This is a genomic window from Pseudomonas sp. LBUM1648 (assembly GCF_059716145.1).
In genome coordinates this window covers 842,649-859,472 of record NZ_CP166808.1, presented here as the reverse complement: position 1 = coordinate 859,472, position 16,824 = coordinate 842,649, and the positions used below count along the sequence as shown (strand labels likewise).

General features: G+C 58.7%; 16 protein-coding genes, 1 other RNA gene and 1 pseudogene. 13 read left to right on the top strand and 5 right to left on the bottom strand.

From position 1 onward, the window contains the following. Positions 1-53: 53 nt before the first annotated feature. From ACA043_RS03720 to ssrA, 7 genes are all read left to right on the top strand, one after another. The gene (locus tag ACA043_RS03720) at positions 54-878 is read left to right on the top strand and encodes a (Fe-S)-binding protein (protein ID WP_401272165.1); all 825 of its coding nucleotides are present in this window, start codon (positions 54-56) and stop codon (positions 876-878) included. Further along, positions 875-2,329 carry a LutB/LldF family L-lactate oxidation iron-sulfur protein gene (locus ACA043_RS03715; protein WP_489879268.1) on the top strand — a complete coding sequence of 485 codons (1,455 nt, stop codon included), beginning with the start codon at positions 875-877 and terminating at the stop codon, positions 2,327-2,329. The genes ACA043_RS03720 and ACA043_RS03715 overlap by 4 nt, the downstream gene beginning before the upstream one ends. Next, complete coding sequence (locus ACA043_RS03710; RefSeq protein ID WP_489879269.1) at positions 2,329-3,000, top strand: LutC/YkgG family protein; 672 nt, start codon at positions 2,329-2,331, stop codon at positions 2,998-3,000. The genes ACA043_RS03715 and ACA043_RS03710 overlap by 1 nt, the downstream gene beginning before the upstream one ends. After that, positions 2,997-5,807 carry an FAD-binding and (Fe-S)-binding domain-containing protein gene (locus tag ACA043_RS03705; protein ID WP_497658643.1) on the top strand — a complete coding sequence of 937 codons (2,811 nt, stop codon included), beginning with the start codon at positions 2,997-2,999 and terminating at the stop codon, positions 5,805-5,807. Before ACA043_RS03710 ends, ACA043_RS03705 begins: the two co-directional genes overlap by 4 nt. A 132-nt stretch (positions 5,808-5,939) precedes the next feature. Continuing rightward, on the top strand, positions 5,940-6,221 hold the full coding sequence (locus ACA043_RS03700; protein ID WP_497616382.1) for a PA2433 domain-containing protein: 282 nt from the start codon (positions 5,940-5,942) through the stop codon (positions 6,219-6,221). 204 nt (positions 6,222-6,425) lie between these two features. Then, positions 6,426-6,701, top strand: a complete 276-nt coding sequence (locus tag ACA043_RS03695; protein ID WP_489879272.1) for a PA2433 domain-containing protein — start codon at positions 6,426-6,428, stop codon at positions 6,699-6,701. Between the two features lie 96 nt (positions 6,702-6,797). Further along, positions 6,798-7,190, top strand: a transfer-messenger RNA (tmRNA) gene (gene ssrA / locus ACA043_RS03690). 108 nt (positions 7,191-7,298) lie between these two features. Here ssrA and ACA043_RS03685 read toward each other — a convergent pair. Further along, positions 7,299-8,339, bottom strand: a complete 1,041-nt coding sequence (locus tag ACA043_RS03685) for a DMT family transporter (RefSeq protein ID WP_497658642.1) — start codon at positions 8,337-8,339, stop codon at positions 7,299-7,301. A 241-nt stretch (positions 8,340-8,580) separates the two neighbouring features. On the opposite strand from ACA043_RS03685, the gene ACA043_RS03680 reads away from it, so the two are divergent. From ACA043_RS03680 to ACA043_RS03665, 4 genes are all read left to right on the top strand, one after another. Continuing rightward, positions 8,581-9,507, top strand: a complete 927-nt coding sequence (locus ACA043_RS03680) for a hypothetical protein (protein WP_497658641.1) — start codon at positions 8,581-8,583, stop codon at positions 9,505-9,507. Positions 9,508-9,704: 197 nt separating this feature from the next. Then, on the top strand, positions 9,705-10,076 hold the full coding sequence (locus ACA043_RS03675) for a DUF6124 family protein (RefSeq protein ID WP_187676633.1): 372 nt from the start codon (positions 9,705-9,707) through the stop codon (positions 10,074-10,076). A 246-nt stretch (positions 10,077-10,322) separates the two neighbouring features. After that, complete coding sequence (rimJ, locus tag ACA043_RS03670) at positions 10,323-10,910, top strand: ribosomal protein S5-alanine N-acetyltransferase (protein WP_497658640.1); 588 nt, start codon at positions 10,323-10,325, stop codon at positions 10,908-10,910. Positions 10,911-10,979: 69 nt separating this feature from the next. Beyond that, a complete protein-coding gene (locus ACA043_RS03665; RefSeq protein ID WP_497658639.1) occupies positions 10,980-12,419 on the top strand; it encodes an ArnT family glycosyltransferase in 1,440 nt (479 codons plus the stop codon). Here ACA043_RS03665 and ACA043_RS03660 read toward each other — a convergent pair. Further along, positions 12,401-13,240, bottom strand: a complete 840-nt coding sequence (locus ACA043_RS03660) for a phosphatase PAP2 family protein (RefSeq protein WP_497658638.1) — start codon at positions 13,238-13,240, stop codon at positions 12,401-12,403. The two genes, ACA043_RS03665 and ACA043_RS03660, sit on opposite strands and share 19 nt — an antisense overlap. Continuing rightward, the gene (gene pmrG, locus ACA043_RS03655) at positions 13,237-13,908 is read right to left on the bottom strand and encodes a lipopolysaccharide core heptose(II)-phosphate phosphatase PmrG (RefSeq protein ID WP_497658637.1); all 672 of its coding nucleotides are present in this window, start codon (positions 13,906-13,908) and stop codon (positions 13,237-13,239) included. Before pmrG ends, ACA043_RS03660 begins: the two co-directional genes overlap by 4 nt. Positions 13,909-14,152: 244 nt before the next feature. Between pmrG and ACA043_RS03650 the strand changes: the two are divergent. Both ACA043_RS03650 and ACA043_RS03645 read left to right on the top strand, forming a co-directional pair. Continuing rightward, positions 14,153-15,214, top strand: a pseudogene (locus ACA043_RS03650) (methyl-accepting chemotaxis protein); the annotation flags it as partial. Then, on the top strand, positions 15,209-16,072 hold the full coding sequence (locus tag ACA043_RS03645) for a methyl-accepting chemotaxis protein (RefSeq protein ID WP_401270513.1): 864 nt from the start codon (positions 15,209-15,211) through the stop codon (positions 16,070-16,072). The pseudogene ACA043_RS03650 and the gene ACA043_RS03645, both read left to right, overlap by 6 nt. 90 nt (positions 16,073-16,162) lie before the next feature. Here the strand turns inward: ACA043_RS03645 and ACA043_RS03640 are convergent, their stop codons facing one another. Both ACA043_RS03640 and ACA043_RS03635 read right to left on the bottom strand, forming a co-directional pair. Next, complete coding sequence (locus ACA043_RS03640; RefSeq protein ID WP_497658636.1) at positions 16,163-16,582, bottom strand: type II toxin-antitoxin system VapC family toxin; 420 nt, start codon at positions 16,580-16,582, stop codon at positions 16,163-16,165. After that, positions 16,579-16,824, bottom strand: a complete 246-nt coding sequence (locus tag ACA043_RS03635; RefSeq protein WP_401270478.1) for a FitA-like ribbon-helix-helix domain-containing protein — start codon at positions 16,822-16,824, stop codon at positions 16,579-16,581. Before ACA043_RS03635 ends, ACA043_RS03640 begins: the two co-directional genes overlap by 4 nt.

The window sequence follows — 16,824 nt, the reverse complement described above, 5'->3', positions numbered from 1 at the left end:
ATATTCAGCAGCCGCAACAGACGGATAACCGGGCCCACCCGGAGACACGCCTGATGAGCGAGCTTTATTACAACGCTGTGCCGAACGCGACCCGCGTTGCACCGCCACTGCCCGAACCTCGGCAATACCCCAGCGAGAAACCGTCGCGGGTCTATCTGTTCGGCACGTGCGTGGTTGACCTGTTCTACCCCGAAGCCGGGATGGACGCGATTCACTTGCTGGAGCGCGAAGGCATTCGGGTTGAATACCCGCAAGGGCAGAGTTGTTGCGGACAACCGGCCTACACCTCGGGTTACACCGAGCAGGCGCGGACCGTGGCGCGCTCGCAACTGGCGCTGTTTGCCGGGGATTATCCGGTGGTGGTGCCATCGGGTTCTTGCGCGGGTATGTTGCGCGAGCATTACGCCGACTTGTTCAAGGACGAGCCGCAAACCTTGAAACAGGTTCAGGCCCTTGCGGCGCGGACCTATGAATTGGCCGAGTTCCTGCTGTTTGTCTGCAAGGTGCAGCTCAAGGACAGCGGCGAACCGGTGAAAGTGGCGCTGCACACGTCGTGTTCGGCACGTCGCGAGATGAACACCCACCTGCACGGCCGCGAGTTGTTGGCGCAGTTGAGCAACGTGGAACGGGTCAATCACGATCACGAAAGCGAATGCTGTGGCTTCGGTGGGACATTCAGCGTCCGTATGCCAGACATTTCCGGCGCGATGGTGGCTGACAAGACCCGCGCGTTGAAGGAATCCGGCGCGCACAAGGTGCTGAGTGCCGACTGTGGCTGTTTGATGAACATCAACGGCTCGCTGGAGAAACAGCAGGAAGCGTTGCGCGGCCAACATCTGGCCAGTTTCCTTTGGCAGCGAACCGGAGGTGCGAAATGAGCACCTCGACGATTATTCCTACGGTCGCCGTAGAAGAAGATTTCCGCACCCGGGCGCACAACGCCTTGGGTGATGCGCAGCTACGGAATAACTTCCGTACCGCGATGGATTCACTGATGACCAAACGGGCAGCGTCTTTCAGCGATGCCCACGAAAGAGAACATTTGCGTGCTTTGGGCAACTCGATCAAAGCCCGCGCGCTCTCCAAGTTGCCCGACCTGCTCGAGCAACTGGAACAGAACCTGACCCGCAACGGTGTGACAGTGCACTGGGCGGAAACGGTGGACGAAGCCAATGGCATCGTCTTATCGATCATCCGCGCTCACGAGGCGCGGCAAGTGATCAAGGGCAAATCGATGGTCAGCGAAGAGATGGAGATGAACCATTTCCTCGAGGCTCAAGACATTGAATGTCTGGAGTCCGACATGGGGGAATACATCGTCCAGCTCGACCACGAGAAGCCTTCACACATCATTATGCCGGCGATCCACAAGAATGCCGGTCAGGTCGCGTCCTTGTTCCACGACAAACTTGGCGTGGAATATACCAAGGACGTTGACCAACTCATTCAGATCGGTCGCAGAGTCCTGCGGCAGAAATTCTTCGAAGCGGACATCGGCGTCTCCGGCGTCAACTTCGCCGTGGCCGAAACCGGCACCCTGCTGCTGGTGGAAAACGAAGGCAACGGCCGCATGACCACCACCGTGCCGCCGGTGCACATCGCTGTCACCGGTATCGAAAAAGTCGTGGAAAACTTGCGCGACGTGGTGCCGCTGCTGTCGCTGCTGACCCGTTCGGCGCTGGGTATCCCGATCACCACCTACGTCAACATGATCTCCGGACCACGCAAGGATCATGAACTCGACGGCCCGCAAGAAGTGCATCTGGTCCTGCTCGACAACGGGCGCACCCAGGCCTTCGCCGACAGCGAATTGCGTCAGACCCTGAACTGCATACGCTGCGGCGCGTGCATGAATCATTGCCCGGTCTACACCCGAATCGGTGGCCACGCCTATGGCGAGGTTTACCCCGGGCCTATCGGCAAAATCATCACCCCGCACATGGTCGGTCTGGCGAAAGTCCCGGATCACCCGAGCGCCTCCTCCTTGTGCGGCGCCTGCGGCGAAGTGTGTCCGGTAAAAATTCCTATCCCTGCTTTGTTGCGTCGCCTACGCGAAGAGAACGTCAAAGCCCCGGACAGCCCACATCAAGTGATGCGCGGCCAGGGCAGCAAGTATTCGCGCAAGGAACGCTTCATCTGGAACGCCTGGGCCAAGCTCAACAGCTCGCCAACGCTGTATCGGCTATTCGGCTTCTTCGCCACGCGCCTGCGCGCCCTCACTCCGAGCAACGTCGGCCCTTGGACGCAGAACCACAGTGCGCCGAAACCCGCCGCCCGATCACTGCATGACATGGCCCGCGAGCACCTGGCCAAACAGGGAGACCGCTGATGAGCGCCAAGCAAAATATCCTCGGCAAGCTACGTAAAAGCCTGATCGGCGCCACGCCGATAGCCGACAACTTCGATATCGAACTGGTGACCCAGCCTTACACCTACAGCGCCGAACAACGCATTTCACAACTGCGCAAATTGATGGAATCGGTACACACCGAGATTCACCTGAGCACTGGCGAAGAGTGGCCAGCGCTGCTCGCGCAATTGCTGCGCGACCGCCAGTTGCCGAGTCTGTTGATCGCACCGACAACACCCCACGGGCGACGCATCACACAACACTGGGCGAACAATCCCGATCTGCCGGCACTGAAATCCTACGACCGGCCGATGGAAGAATGGAAAGCCGAGTTGTTCAACGACACGCCGGCCAGCCTCACTGGCACCCTCGGCGCCATTGCCGCCACTGGCAGCCTGATTCTCTGGCCGACCCGCGAAGAACCACGGCTGATGAGCCTGGTGCCGCCAGTGCATTTCGCCCTGCTCAAGGCCAGCGAAATCCGCGACAATTTCTATCAGGTGCAGCAGGAATTCGAATGGGCGCAAGGCATGCCGACCAATGCCTTGCTGGTGTCGGGCCCGTCGAAAACCGCTGACATCGAGCAAGTGCTGGCCTACGGCGCCCACGGCCCGAAAGACCTGGTGGTTCTGATTCTGGAGGACCAATGACGTTACCGGCGAATTTCCTGCGCGATGTGCAAAAACTGATTCCGGCAGATCGCCGCTTCGATGATCCGCTGTCGACATTGGCCTTCGGCACCGACGCCAGTTTCTATCGACTGATTCCGCAACTGGTGATCCGCGTCGAGTCTGAAGACGAAGTGGTGGCGCTGCTGCAACTGGCCCAGCGCGACCGTGTCCCGGTGACCTTCCGCGCCGCAGGCACCAGCCTGTCCGGGCAGGCAATCAGCGACTCCGTTTTGATTGTGCTTGGGGATAACTGGAACGCTCGCGAGATACGCGGCGAAGGCACGCAAATCCGTCTGCAACCGGGAGTGATCGGCGCACAAGCCAATGCGTGGCTGGCTCCGTTCGGGCGCAAGATCGGCCCGGATCCGGCGTCGATCAACGCCTGCAAAATCGGCGGAATCGTCGCCAATAACGCCAGCGGCATGTGCTGCGGCACCGCGCAAAACACTTATCACACGCTGGCCGGGATTCGTCTGGTACTGGCAGACGGCACGCGCCTTGATACGGAAGATGCCGCCAGTGTTGCGGCGTTTCACGCAAGCCATGCGGATCTGCTGGAACGCTTGGCGACTTTGGGCCGCGAGACCCGCGCCAATGCCGAACTGGCTGCAAGAATTCGCCACAAGTATCGTCTGAAAAATACCACCGGCCTGTCGCTCAACGCCTTGGTGGATTTCGACGACCCTGTGGATATCTTGAGCCACTTGCTGGTGGGTTCCGAAGGCACCCTTGGCTTCATCAGTGCAGTGACTTACGACACGGTGATCGATCATCCGAACAAGGCTTCGGCGCTGATCGTATTCCCGGATGTGGAGACCTGCTGCAACGCCGTCACCGTACTGAAAAGCCAACCGGTGTCGGCGGTGGAGTTGCTGGATCGGCGGAGTCTTCGCTCGGTGCAGGACAAACCGGGCATGCCCTCTTTCGTACAACAGCTGTCGAATAATGCCTGTGCGTTACTGATCGAATCCCGCGCGGCGTCTTCCACGTTGCTACAGGAACAACTGGCGCAGATCATGACGTCGCTCAGCGGCTTCCCGGTGGAAAAACAGGTCGACTTCACCGAAGACCCGGTCGAGAACGCCCGACTCTGGGCAATCCGCAAGGACACCTTCCCCGCCGTCGGTGCCGTGCGTAAAACCGGGACCACGGTGATCATTGAGGACGTGACCTTCCCGATCGAGCAACTGGCCATCGGTGTAAACCGCTTGATCGAACTGTTCGACAAACATTCCTACGACGAAGCGATCCTTTTCGGGCACGCCCTGGAAGGCAATCTTCATTTCGTCTTCACCCAAGGCTTCAACAGCCCGGAAGAAGTCGCACGCTATCAAGCGTTCATGGACGACGTCGCGCAACTGGTGGCAGTGGAATTCGGCGGTTCGCTGAAGGCTGAACACGGCACCGGGCGCAACATGGCGCCGTTCGTGGAGCTGGAATGGGGCAGCGATGCCTATCAATTGATGTGGCAACTCAAACGCCTGCTCGACCCGAGCGGCATTCTTAACCCGGACGTAGTGCTGAGTGAAGATCCGCAGATCCACCTCAAGCACCTGAAGCCGCTGCCGGCAGCCGACGAGATTGTCGATAAGTGCATCGAGTGCGGTTTCTGCGAACCGGTCTGCCCGTCGAAAGGCCTGACCCTCAGCCCACGCCAGCGCATCGTGATCTGGCGCGACATTCAGGCGAAAAAACGTTCAGGCGTCGATACCACTGAACTGGAAAAAGCCTACGAGTATCAAGGCATCGAGACCTGCGCGGCGACCGGGTTGTGCGCACAACGTTGTCCTGTAGGCATCAACACCGGAGACCTGGTGAAAAAGCTCCGTGGCCGACACGCGACGCATCAGAAAACCGCTGACTGGATTGAAGGAAATTTCGCCAAGACCCTGCAAGGGGCGCGCTTCACCCTGCACGTGGCCAACGGTGCGCGGATGTTGCTGGGTGCGCCGCGTCTGGCGAAACTTTCGGCAACACTGACTCGCCTGTCCAAAGGTCAGGTACCGCTTTGGACGAATGCCATGCCGCAGCCGGAGAAAGCCATTCGCTTCAGCCCGAGCGTGTCGGATGAGCGCCCGCGTGTGGTCTACCTAGCCGCGTGCGTATCGCGGGTCATGGGCCCGGCGGCGGGTGATAAAGAGCAGATGTCGCTGTACGACAAAACCCGTGGATTGCTGGAAAAGGCTGGTTATCAAGTGATCTTCCCGGACAATCAGGACAACCTTTGCTGCGGCCAACCCTTCGCTTCCAAAGGCTATGCCGAACAAGCCGAACACAAGCGTCAGGAGTTGATCAGCGCACTGCTGCATGCGAGTCGCGGCGGACTTGATCCGATTTATTGCGACACCAGCCCGTGCACGTTGCGACTGGTGCAGGATGTGGGAGATGTTCGCCTGGACCTGTACGACCCGGTGCGTTTCATCCGTACGCATCTTCTTGATCGATTGGACTTCACCCCACAGGAAGCGCCGATTGCCGTGCACGTCACCTGCAGCACTCAGCACCTTGGCGAAAGCCAGGCGCTGATTGATCTGGCGCGCAAGTGCAGTAAAAACGTGGTGATTCCGGAGGGCATTCACTGCTGTGGTTTTGCAGGCGACAAGGGCTTTACCACTCCAGAGCTGAACAGCCACTCGCTGCGCACACTCAAGGACGCGGTGCAGCATTGCAGCGAAGGAATTTCCACCAGCCGGACGTGCGAAATCGGCCTGACACAGCATGGCGGGATCGACTATCACGGATTGGTTTACCTGGTCGATCGGGTGACTCAGGCAAAGGCCTGCTGAAGAAAAACAGAACCCTTGAGCAAGACGACAGTCCACAGAACAAGCCCCCCGAACACTCGGGGCTTGTCCTCTTTTCGGTGGCCCGCTTTGACGGTCAGCGAAGTCTGGATTCCTCAGTGCAAGGAGATACTCATGAAGCGTTCTGTACTGTTAGGTCTGTTCGTTACTGCCTCGATGATAGCTTCCATTTCGTTCGCCGCAGGCAAGCCAGAAAGCCTGTGCGATGCCAATTTGAATCAAATCGAAAGTGCCAAGACGCAATACCAGACGTCGCCCGATCTGAATGCACGCGTCTCGGCCAGTGTTAGTAAAGCCCAGGCCCTCAGGGCCCAAGGCAAAACCGACGAATGTCTTGCCGAAACCCAGCAAACCCTTCTGGAAATCCAGAAATCGACGGGGAACACCAACAAATAACCCAAGAGCCGACTAACATTCGAGTCGGCCTGATCGGTTTGAAGGGGTGATCCTACTTTTTCATACCCGCTACAAAAAAACCGAATTCCTGCGTGCCGTCGCGGTCGATTGAACAGGTCCGCTACGAAACGCGGCCTGTTACGAACTCGGCATCGCCGCCAGATCATCCGGCAGCACCGAGCCCAACCGTTCAAGGAGATACCCATGAAGCTTTCTGCAATTGCTGGATTGTTCATCGCTGGTGCCCTGCTGACGTCGCCGGTGTTTGCGGCAGACAAAGACCTTTGTGCCGGGAATCTTCAAACCATAAAAGACTTCGTGACCAGTCAGCCATCCATTCCTGAATCGTCCATGAACAACGTCAAGGAAGCACAGGAGAAGGCCCAAGCGTCGCAGGCGGCCGGCAATGACAAAGATTGCGTAGAGGTCACCTCTGCCCTGATCACCAAAATGCAGATTCGCAATCCAACACGTAACTGACCCACCACAAGGCCAACCTTCGGGTTGGCCTTGCTCGCCGATTGGCGTACACTGCGCAGGCTTGTTGCTCACCAAGATGTACTGAGCAATGAGTTCGGGGCCGTTTAGGATTCGACGCCGGTTGCGAAACTTTAGGTGCATGCCGAGTTGGTAACAGAACTCGTAAATCCACTGTTGCAACTTCTTATAGTTGCCAATGACGAAACCTACGGGGAATACGCTCTCGCTGCGTAAGCAGCCTTAGCCTTCCCTTCTGGTACCTTCGGGTCCAGCAATCATCAGGGGATGTCTGTAAACCCAAAATGATTGTCATATAGAACAGAATCGCCGTGCAGTACGTTGTGGACGAAGCGGCTAAAACTTACACAACTCGCCCAAAGCACCCTGCCCGTCGGGTCGCTGAGGGTTAACTTAATAGACACGGCTACGCATGTAGTACCGACAGCGGAGTACTGGCGGACGGGGGTTCAAATCCCCCCGGCTCCACCAACTCTCAACGACAAGGCCCGCCCAGTGCGGGCTTTGTCGCATCTGGGGCCTAGACAACTCAGTTCGCAGCGTCCCAAAAATCAAAACTCCCCCTCTCGTTTCAGCTAATCAATGCCGATGCCGATGATGAACATCGGGAAAATGTGCATGGCTGTGGCTTATCGGAGTATGCCCATGCGGATGACTGTGCGGCTCGGTGCCGTCCCACGCAAAGTCATGTTCATGCTGGTGATGCTCGTCGTGGGTATGGCGATGGTCGTGCTCTAGCGGTTCATGCTGATGCTCGTGTGTATGGTTTTCCATCAGGTGAACCCACACACCGAAGGCCATCAGCGCTGCCGCGAGTGCGAACATCAGCGATACCGACTCGCCCAGCACCATGATCGAAATAACCGCGCCGAGAAACGGCGCCGTGGAAAAGTACGCGCCCGTGCGAGCGCTGCCCAGTCCGCGAAGGGCGAGAACGAACAGCACCAGGCTGACACCGTAGCCGAGAAATCCCACCAGCATGATTGAGACCAATGAGCCCGCAGCAGGCAGTTGCATGCCGATGACCAATGCCAGAGAGCAATTGACCACACCGGCCGCCAGACCTTTGCTGCCGGCGATAAACAGCGCGTCCGAGGCCGAGACTTTACGGGTCAGATTGTTATCGATCGCCCAACACAAACAAGCGAAAGCCACCGCCAGCGGCCCCGTCCAGTCATGGGCCGTCGCCGTCTCTTGTGGCCATGCCAGCACGACACCGCCCAGGACAATCGCGATCATGCCGAGCACGATCCGGCGATCAGCATTTTCCTTGAACACCACCCACGCCAGCACCGCCGTCAGCACCGACTCAAGATTGAGCATCAGCGAGGCTGTGGCCCCGGTCGTTCGAGTCAGACCGAACATCAGGGCGGTCGGCGCCAGTACACCGCCAAAGACGATGGCACCGATCAGCCATGGCCACTCCTCTGCCGTTAGCCCTGAACGCTGCCACGCTCGATCGCGAACAACACGAACAACGCCCAGCCCCAGACCACTTCCCAGATAGAGCAGCCCGGCCAACAGGACGGGGTTTGTCTCCACCCCCAAAAGCTTGGCGAGTGGCGTGCTGGCGCCGAACAATGCCGCAGCCGCCAACGCGTAGAGAACATTCAAATTCATAATGGAGCCGCCCTGTCTGGCCCAATGCACATGCCCGAACATCATAGCTTTGCTTGCGTAAGAATTATGTGAACAGCCGATGCGCCCCTGACTGTCGCCTCATCGCCGGGCCAATCGGATGAGTGACTCACGTCAAACACCCCCTGAAATCCACCGAGATTTAAGCAAAGGTGCGGTTGGACGGGGGCGCGCCTGTGGAACTATCCTTCGAGGCACCCAGGCCCTTACCCCAAGGACACTCATGAATATCTGGCTCGGCGCCGCACTGGCGGCCCTCGTTTCACTGTCTGCCCACGCAGCCAACAGCGAGAACCCTCCAAGGATCCAGCCAGTCGTCTACAAAAGCGGCTATGGCAGCGTGCAATTCAAACAGTCGATCAAGGGCTATAAAACGGCCGAGTACACGCTCAACGCCAAGGCTGGGCAGATCCTGACGGTAGGTTTTAAAACCTCCAACAATTCCGCCAACTTCAACGTCACCGCCAAAGGCGCTGATTACGCCCTGTTCAACAGCTCGATCATGGGCAATCACTTCACTGGCTCGCTGCCCGCCGATAGCGAATACACGGTTCAGATCTATCTCATGCGCAATGCGGCACGGCGCGATGAAGTGGCCAATTACGAAATTTCCCTGGTTCTCGCCAATGGCGACGCTGTGGAGAACAGCCAATCCTTCGACAAGAACCTGACGTTGCAGGGCATCGACTTTCATGTGAAAGCGGATGAGGTCGACGGCAAACCCGCCTTGCGCATCGAGCCTAAAGGGCTGGAAATCGATAACTCGACGATCACCCGCCCGCTCAACGGCAACATCGTGCGCGCCGAAGTCGCCGATCTGAATAACGACGGCTCCCCCGAGATCTACGTATTCACACGTCCTCCCGGGCGCAGCATGCCGGGCGAATTGATCGCCTACTCGGCCAACAACAAAAAATCCCTCAGCGAAATCTACCTGCCACCGGTCAGCGACAACCCGAAAACAGCCGAGGGCTATCAGGGCGAGGATTCATTCTCGGTGGTGGAAAATACGCTGGTGCAGCGCTTTCCGGTGTACGACAGCGCGGATGCCAACGCAGGGCGAACAGGGAAGATGCGACAGATTCAATACAAGTTGATACAGGGTGAAGCGGGATGGGTCTTGCGCGAGGATAAAGTCTCGGAGTACTGAAAAACCTCCCGGACGTGGTTAGCCAGCGACTTTCGCTTCCTACATTCCACGTCCTAGGAAATTTCCCTCAACACGCGTCGACTTTCATGAACTGGTGAACCGATTTTCAGGGCGCTACCCTCCACGACTCGCTGCCCTCCAGCGGACGGTTTGACAGACCGCCCCCGCAGAGATTGTTCACTCCACGGAGCCACGTCATGAAAAAAATCACCCGACTTACGCTTGTTGGACCGGTACCTGCCGATGCGCAAATTTCCGGCCCGCAACAACAACCCGGCACCACCGGTTCGAACCCACGCAAACGCCGCCGCACCGTTCCCCTCAAGCAGATGCTCAGCGTGCGCGACGATGTCGACACATTGACCCTGCTCACGCATGCCAGCGATCTGCTCGAGTCCCTTGTGGACATCAGTGCAAACTTTGCCGACGAATTCGATGGTTCCAAGCGCCATGTCGCTGTGGTCATGAAGCAATTGAGTGCGCTGGCCGAAATCGTGATCTGCCGGGCACGGGATCAGGTTGCTCAACAGGGATCGCCTGACTCGCCCACCCCTGAAGTTCGCCACTGACCCACGAAGTCTGTACAGGCCGGCAGCGGCATCGAAGCGGTCCATCGAGATGAATTTTTCTTCACTGCCGCTGTTCAGCCGAAGCTGTACAGTCCACTCGCTCATTCAAGAAACTACGGTTCGCCCGCGGCTCTCCCGCGGGCTTTTTTTTGCCTGGCATTCAACGTCCCCCCACTCTCCATCACTTGCCGAACCCTGGGTATTGCGCGAACCTGCCAGCAATCTTCTCGCCCACCGGAGCGCCCGATGCCGCTGCTGACTTTGCCCTGCCAACGCCTGACGCTGGCGATACTTGCTCCGGAGCAAGCAGAGCTGGAAAGTGATTTCTACCAACGCAACCAGCGCCACCTCGCGCCGTGGTCGCCAATCCGCACCACCGACTACTTTTCCACGGCACAGATTCGCCGCCGCCTCGACATCCAGGCCAGCGCCTTTGAAGCCGGGCTGGCCATGCATTTCGCCCTGCTGACGCCGGACGGCCAGCAGATGATCGGCGCGTGCAATTTCAGCGGCATCATTCGCGGGGCGTTTCAGGCGTGTTATCTGGGCTATCACATTGATGAAGGGCATCAGGGCCAAGGCTTGATGCAGGAAGGCCTGGAGGCTGGCATCGGCTACATGTTCGATACCCAGAACCTGCACCGGATCATGGCCAATTACGTTCCCGGCAACGAGCGCAGCGCACGATTGCTGGAGCGACTGGGCTTCGAACGGGAAGGCTATGCCAAGGCGTATCTGAACATTGCCGGGCGCTGGCAGGATCATGTGCTGACGGCGCTGGTCAATCCGGCATTCGAAGCGCCAGATCAGCGTTGGTCGCGCCGTCTGGGGTGATGTTCACAATTTGTTCAGCAATGGCGGTTTATGCTCAGGCCTCCCGCCCCTTCCGGTTGCCTGATACCCATGTCGCGTGCCGCCACTTCGCTGTTTCTGCTTGCTGCCCTGCTGTTTTTCTTCGCGCTGGGCAACCATCAATTGCAAGGCTCCACCGAAGCCCGCGTCGCCGGGATCGCCATGGAGATGCATCTGGACAATGACTGGGTGACGCCCCGTCTGTTCGGCGAGCCGTTTCTGGAAAAACCACCGCTGAGCTTATGGCTGGATGCCGGCGCGATGCGCGTATTCGGCGTTTCGCCGTGGGCGGTGCGGCTGGCGTCGGCGGTGGCCGGGTTGCTCAGCGTAATGTTGCTGTACGGCATGCTGCGCCGCTTTGAACGGCCGAAAGCCATCGCGTGGACGGCCGGGATTCTGCTGGCGACGATGGCCAGTTACTGGAGCAACGTGCGTGGGGTTGGCGAGGACGCGCTGCTGGCGCTCGGCGTGACGGCAGCGCTGCTGGCGTTTTTCCAGGCGCAACGCGCATCAACTGCGGGCAATTCGCTGCTGTTTGTCGTCGGGATTGCCATCGCCACCTTGAGCAAAGGTGTGCTGGGACTAGCCATGCCGGGGGTGGTGATTTTTGCTTATCTGCTGGCCGATAACCTGATCGACAGACGTCTGAAGATCGGCGACTGGCTGCGCCCGGGATTGCTCACCTTGGCAGGGCTGATTCCACTGCTGATCTGGCTCGTCGTTCTTTATCAACACGGCGGTGTGCAAACGGTAAAAGAAGTGTTGCTGACCAACAGCGTCGGTCGCTTCAGCGGATCGTTCGTCGAGGCCGGGCACTATGAGCCGTTCTATTACTACCTGGCCAAACTGCCCGAAGCGTTCCTGCCGTGGAACGTTCTGGTGTACCTGGGGCTGTGGCATTTCCGTAAACAGTTGAAGACCAATCGTTACCTGCTGTTTTTCAGCCTGTGGATAATTGCGCAATTCATCATGCTCACCCTGGCCTCAAGCAAGCGCACGGTGTACCTGATGTCGATGACACCGGCGGCGGCTGTGATCGCTGCGGAGTATGCGGGCGTGTTGTTCGAGCGATTGAAAGAGTACGAAAGCACCAAACGATTTATCGGAAGAATCGCCCGTCATCGTCAGGCACTGGGCGCCGGTGTACTGACCCTTGTGATCGCCAGTTATCTCGCCGCCGCGCAGTGGGCGCTGCCCCATGCCGATAAAAAACTGTCGTTCCTGCCGCTGACCGAACACATTCAGACGCTGCAAGCCGAAGGGCATCAGGTCGCATTGTTTCAAGCCAATGAACGGGTCGGCGGCGCCAGCGTTTTCTACACCCAACAGGTGCTAAGGGGCTTGGACACCGACGCGCAACTGAGGGAGTTTCTCGCGGCCGCGCCTGCGAACGTAGTGGTGATGGCCGGTGACAGCATTCCCGCCGCACCGCTCAAAGTGCTCAAGACCCTGATGGTCGGGCGCCAGGCGTATTACTTCGTCAGCGACTGAAGCCCATCAGATAGCGGCTTGGCGGCGTAATCAGGCGGCTGAGGCTTGTGCAACACCGGTACCTGCAACCGTGCCCGCCCATAAAACGCCAGCGCCGTCAGCAAACATGCCAGCCACACAAAGATTCCGGCCCAGAACGTGTGGGACATGTAGTGCCACCCCTGCAGAACCCGCGTCGTGCCGTAGACGAAACCAAGCAACAACGAGCCCCACAACAGCGCACTGGAAAAACGCCACTGGTAACGGCGCCCCACGAAATACAACGCCAGCATGGTGAAACCGCCGGATGCATGTCCGCCCGGCCAGCAGCGGCCACTACCCGCTTCGTGGAACAGCTGGAAATTGCTGTACCACTCGATGTGGGCCATTTTGCCGCCATACAACGTTGTCTCGATCGGGCAGTAAACGCTGGTGTGGGATTTGAGGAAATGGATCACCCCGGTACACACCGCGAAAGCAACGACAACAAACAGAAAATCCCTACGATGATCAGCGGCAAATCGCAGCACTGGCGCGACTTTACTGCGTTCCAGAAACGCGCCGAGTCGCGGGCGTTTCTGTGGATTGACCAACGGCCAGACCATCGACAGCATCGCGCCGATGAGGGCAATTTCGGCAGTCCAGTTCGGAATGATCCGCGCCCACTTGTGGGTGAGCTTTTCAAAGAAGTGAATCTTGTCGAGCGGGAAGCTCTGGGTCAGCGGATCGAATAGCAGATTGCTGAAGGCGATATCGATTTTGGTCATGTCGAACATCAGGAATACCAGCGCCGCGCAGACCAGCGGGATGCCGAAGTTGTAAGCGTAAAAACGTGATTTCATCGGGTGGTCACCGTGCGCCAGTCGGAGGCTTCAATAAAGCCGAGCATTTTGGGAGCCGCCGGGCTGGCAGCGGAAACAAACAGTGAAGCGCCGTAACCCAGATTGGACGTCGGTACTTTCAGGTCTTTTTCCAGTTGTGCCATGCATTCACTGTGGGTCACCAGAATCAGGTTGCGACCGGGGATCTTGTGGGCGAGTGCGTCCTGCAACATGCGGCCCTTGCAGTTGATCAGCCAGTCTTCGCCGCTGGCGGCATGGTTGAACATGTAACCGGCGGTTTGCACGGTACGCATTACCGGGCTGTTATAGATGTCGGCGTTGTTCAGGCCCAAATGCTCGAACTGTGCGCCGACGCTCACTGCCGCGCTGCGCGAGCGGTCGGTGATGCCGTCATGGCCGCTCAGACACGGAGCCTTGGAGTGATCGCAACGCTCGACATGGCGCACCAGCACGATCATGTCACCCTTGGCCCACCCTGCCGCCAACGCCTGCGCACCGGCGACATTGCCGTGGGCCAGATCCGGTACCGCCGCCGGAGCCAGCAGCCATAAGGTCAGCGGCAGCACCAGTATCGATGCTGCGAGCACCACCCAGGTGTTGCGAAAGCGCGCAAAACCACTCAGGTCAACCGAGCGCTTGACGCCGAACAGACTCAGTCTCAATTCCACAGAAAAGCCGCCATCACTTGTCATTCGATGCGGCGAAGCTACAGATGTCCGCGTAAGCAGCCGGTGAAACCCTTGTGAAAAAAATCTTGGGATGAGCTTGTTACAAATTCTGTCGGACAAAATCCTTTCAGCTCTCGGGTTTGCGGCCGATACAAACCTGCTAACACCCTTGCTGGCTCAAAAAAACAACAATCTTCCAGCCTGACCGACGATCAAGAAGCACAACGTTCCTGGAGGAATTGTGATGAATAGCTGGTTCGGCAACATCAGCGTGAACATGAAATTGGGGCTGGGCTTCGGCCTTGTCCTGGCACTGACCTGCGTCCTGGCCCTGACCGGCTGGACGAGCCTGGGCGGCCTGATTGACCGCAGCAACTGGATGAGCGACATCACCCAGTTGAACTCTGGCCTGACCAAACTGCGCGTGGTGCGCCTGCAATACATGCTGACCAACGGCGACGAAACCGCCGCGCAGAATGTGCAGACCACCCTTGAAAGCTTCGCCGCACAGCAGCAGGCGCTGATCAGCAAATTCAAGAGCCCGGAAAACGTCAAACTGCTCAAGGCGCAGGCGGCGACCATCGCCGAGTACCAGACGTCCCTGAACAAAATGCGCAACGCCTACCGCACCGGTAACAGCGCCCGCGACGTCATGGGTACCAACGCCGACGCCGCTTACAACCTGATCGAGTCGATCAGCAAGCGCATCCAGCAGATGGACTTGAGCGAGCAGCGTTTCGAACAGTTCCAGGCCATCACCGCCGCCAAGGAAGCATTCATCCTCGCGCGCTATGAAGTGCGTGGCTACACCGCCACCACCAATGCCGAAACCGAGCAGAAAGCCATCGGCCAGATCGACGTGGCAATCGCCAGCCTCAAGCAACTGAACGTGCGCTTCGCCGATACCCAGCAAGACGCTCTGCGTCAGTTGGAAACGGCATTGACCAACTATCGCAGCGCGTTGATGGCGTACAAAAACGCCAACAGCGAAGCCGTGCAGGCACGTAAGGAAATGACCGATCAGGGCACCACCATCGTGAGCCTGAGCGAGCAGCTGTACCAGATCCAGCTTGACCGTCGTGACATCGAAAGCGCCCAGGCGCGCACCTTCCAGTTGATCAGCACCCTGCTGGCCCTGCTGGTCGGTGTGATTGCCGCCGTGATCATCACCCGTCAGATCACCCGTCCGCTGCAAGAAACCCTGGCCGTGGTCGAGCGCATCGCCAGCGGCGACCTGTCGCAGAACGTGGTCGTCACCCGCCGCGACGAACTCGGCGTGCTGCAACAAGGCATCGCCCGCATGGGCGTGACCCTGCGCGACCTGATCAGCGGTATCCGCGACGGCGTCACCCAGATCGCCAGCGCGGCTGAAGAACTGTCGGCCGTGACCGAACAGACCAGTGCCGGCGTGAACAGCCAGAAGGTCGAGACCGATCAGGTCGCCACCGCCATGCACGAGATGACCGCCACCGTGCAGGAAGTCGCGCGCAACGCCGAAGAAGCCTCGCAAGCCGCAGCGGCCGCTGACGGCGAAGCCCGTGAAGGCGACAAGGTTGTGAATGAAGCCATTGCCCAGATCGAGCGTCTGGCCAGCGAAGTGGCGCGTTCCACCGAAGCCATGAGCGTGCTGCAACAGGAAAGCGACAAGATCGGCAGCGTCATGGACGTGATCAAGGCTGTTGCTGAACAGACCAACCTGCTGGCGCTCAACGCGGCCATTGAAGCGGCGCGTGCCGGTGAAGCCGGTCGTGGTTTTGCCGTGGTCGCCGACGAAGTCCGTGGCCTGGCCCAGCGTACCCAGAAATCCACCGAAGAAATCGAAGGCCTGGTCGCCGGTCTGCAAAACGGCACCCAGCAAGTCTCGGCCGTGATGAACAACAGCCGCGCCCTGACCGACAGCAGCGTCGCCCTGACCCGCAAGGCCGGCGTCTCCCTGGAAAACATCACCCGCACGGTGTCGAACATCCAGTCGATGAACCAGCAGATCGCCGCCGCTGCCGAACAGCAAAGCGCCGTGGCCGAAGAGATCAGCCGCAGCATCATCAACGTGCGCGACGTGTCTGAACAAACCGCCGCCGCCAGTGATGAAACCGCAGCGTCCAGTGTTGAACTGGCGCGATTGGGTGGTCAGTTGCAGCAGATGGTGAGCCACTTCCGCGTCTGACTTGGCCGGCAACTGAAAAGCCCGCTACCAAACCCATTGGGTGTGATAGCGGGCTTTTTTGTGAGCGCTATTGAACAGCAACAGAAGCCGTCAGCTAGCCCACGGATCGATGACTTCAACACCGCTGAACGCAAAATCCTTCACATTACGAGTGGCAATGGAGGCGCCGTGAGTTCGGCAAATTGCAGCTATTTGCGCATCAGCCATGGACACCGCGCGGCCCTTTGCTTCGCAATCAGCAACCAGTGTCGCGTATTCGACGGCGGCGTGAGCATCGAACGGCAAAATGCGCCCGGCGAAGTCCTCTTCGAACATGGCCATGGCATGCGCCTCAAGTTTTTGCTTGCGCTTGCCAGAAGGCAGGCGTGCGATGCCGTGGAGGATTTCTGCCACGGTGACGGCGCTGATTGCCAGATCCATCGCTGGCTGCGCATCCACCCAATCAAGTACCCGAGCTGCAGGCTCGGCTCGCATAAACTCTGAAAGAACATTGGTATCGAGCACTCTCATTCAGAAAAATCCACCCCGGTGGCTTTCTCTGAACGCTTTGGCAGTTCCAGTTCCACTGCGTCCACATCGCTGAATCTGTTGCGTATACGGCTGCCAAGTCCACCGGCGCGATCAACCGTCGCCAAGGCTCTGCCCAGAATCAGGCGAGCCTCTTCCTCCATGGAATGTCCGTTATGAGCAGCAGTGATGCGCAACTGTTCCTTGAGCTTCTCGTCGAGGTTTCGAATCGTGATGCTGGCCAT

What these genes read in the sequence shown, in the direction of transcription:
- ACA043_RS03695 (WP_489879272.1), top strand. Translation starts at nt 6,426, where the DNA reads ATGAAGCTTTCTGCAATTGCTGGATTGTTCATCGCTGGTGCCCTGCTG.
- ACA043_RS03665 (WP_497658639.1), top strand. Translation starts at nt 10,980, where the DNA reads ATGTCGCGTGCCGCCACTTCGCTGTTTCTGCTTGCTGCCCTGCTGTTT.
- ACA043_RS03720 (WP_401272165.1), top strand. Translation starts at nt 54, where the DNA reads ATGAGCGAGCTTTATTACAACGCTGTGCCGAACGCGACCCGCGTTGCA.
- ACA043_RS03640 (WP_497658636.1), bottom strand. Translation starts at nt 16,582, where the DNA reads ATGAGAGTGCTCGATACCAATGTTCTTTCAGAGTTTATGCGAGCCGAG.
- ACA043_RS03685 (WP_497658642.1), bottom strand. Translation starts at nt 8,339, where the DNA reads ATGAATTTGAATGTTCTCTACGCGTTGGCGGCTGCGGCATTGTTCGGC.
- ACA043_RS03635 (WP_401270478.1), bottom strand. Translation starts at nt 16,824, where the DNA reads ATGGCCAGCATCACGATTCGAAACCTCGACGAGAAGCTCAAGGAACAG.
- ACA043_RS03700 (WP_497616382.1), top strand. Translation starts at nt 5,940, where the DNA reads ATGAAGCGTTCTGTACTGTTAGGTCTGTTCGTTACTGCCTCGATGATA.
- ACA043_RS03660 (WP_497658638.1), bottom strand. Translation starts at nt 13,240, where the DNA reads ATGAAATCACGTTTTTACGCTTACAACTTCGGCATCCCGCTGGTCTGC.
- ACA043_RS03710 (WP_489879269.1), top strand. Translation starts at nt 2,329, where the DNA reads ATGAGCGCCAAGCAAAATATCCTCGGCAAGCTACGTAAAAGCCTGATC.
- rimJ (WP_497658640.1), top strand. Translation starts at nt 10,323, where the DNA reads ATGCCGCTGCTGACTTTGCCCTGCCAACGCCTGACGCTGGCGATACTT.
- ACA043_RS03715 (WP_489879268.1), top strand. Translation starts at nt 875, where the DNA reads ATGAGCACCTCGACGATTATTCCTACGGTCGCCGTAGAAGAAGATTTC.
- ACA043_RS03680 (WP_497658641.1), top strand. Translation starts at nt 8,581, where the DNA reads ATGAATATCTGGCTCGGCGCCGCACTGGCGGCCCTCGTTTCACTGTCT.
- ACA043_RS03675 (WP_187676633.1), top strand. Translation starts at nt 9,705, where the DNA reads ATGAAAAAAATCACCCGACTTACGCTTGTTGGACCGGTACCTGCCGAT.
- ACA043_RS03645 (WP_401270513.1), top strand. Translation starts at nt 15,209, where the DNA reads ATGGGCGTGACCCTGCGCGACCTGATCAGCGGTATCCGCGACGGCGTC.
- ACA043_RS03705 (WP_497658643.1), top strand. Translation starts at nt 2,997, where the DNA reads ATGACGTTACCGGCGAATTTCCTGCGCGATGTGCAAAAACTGATTCCG.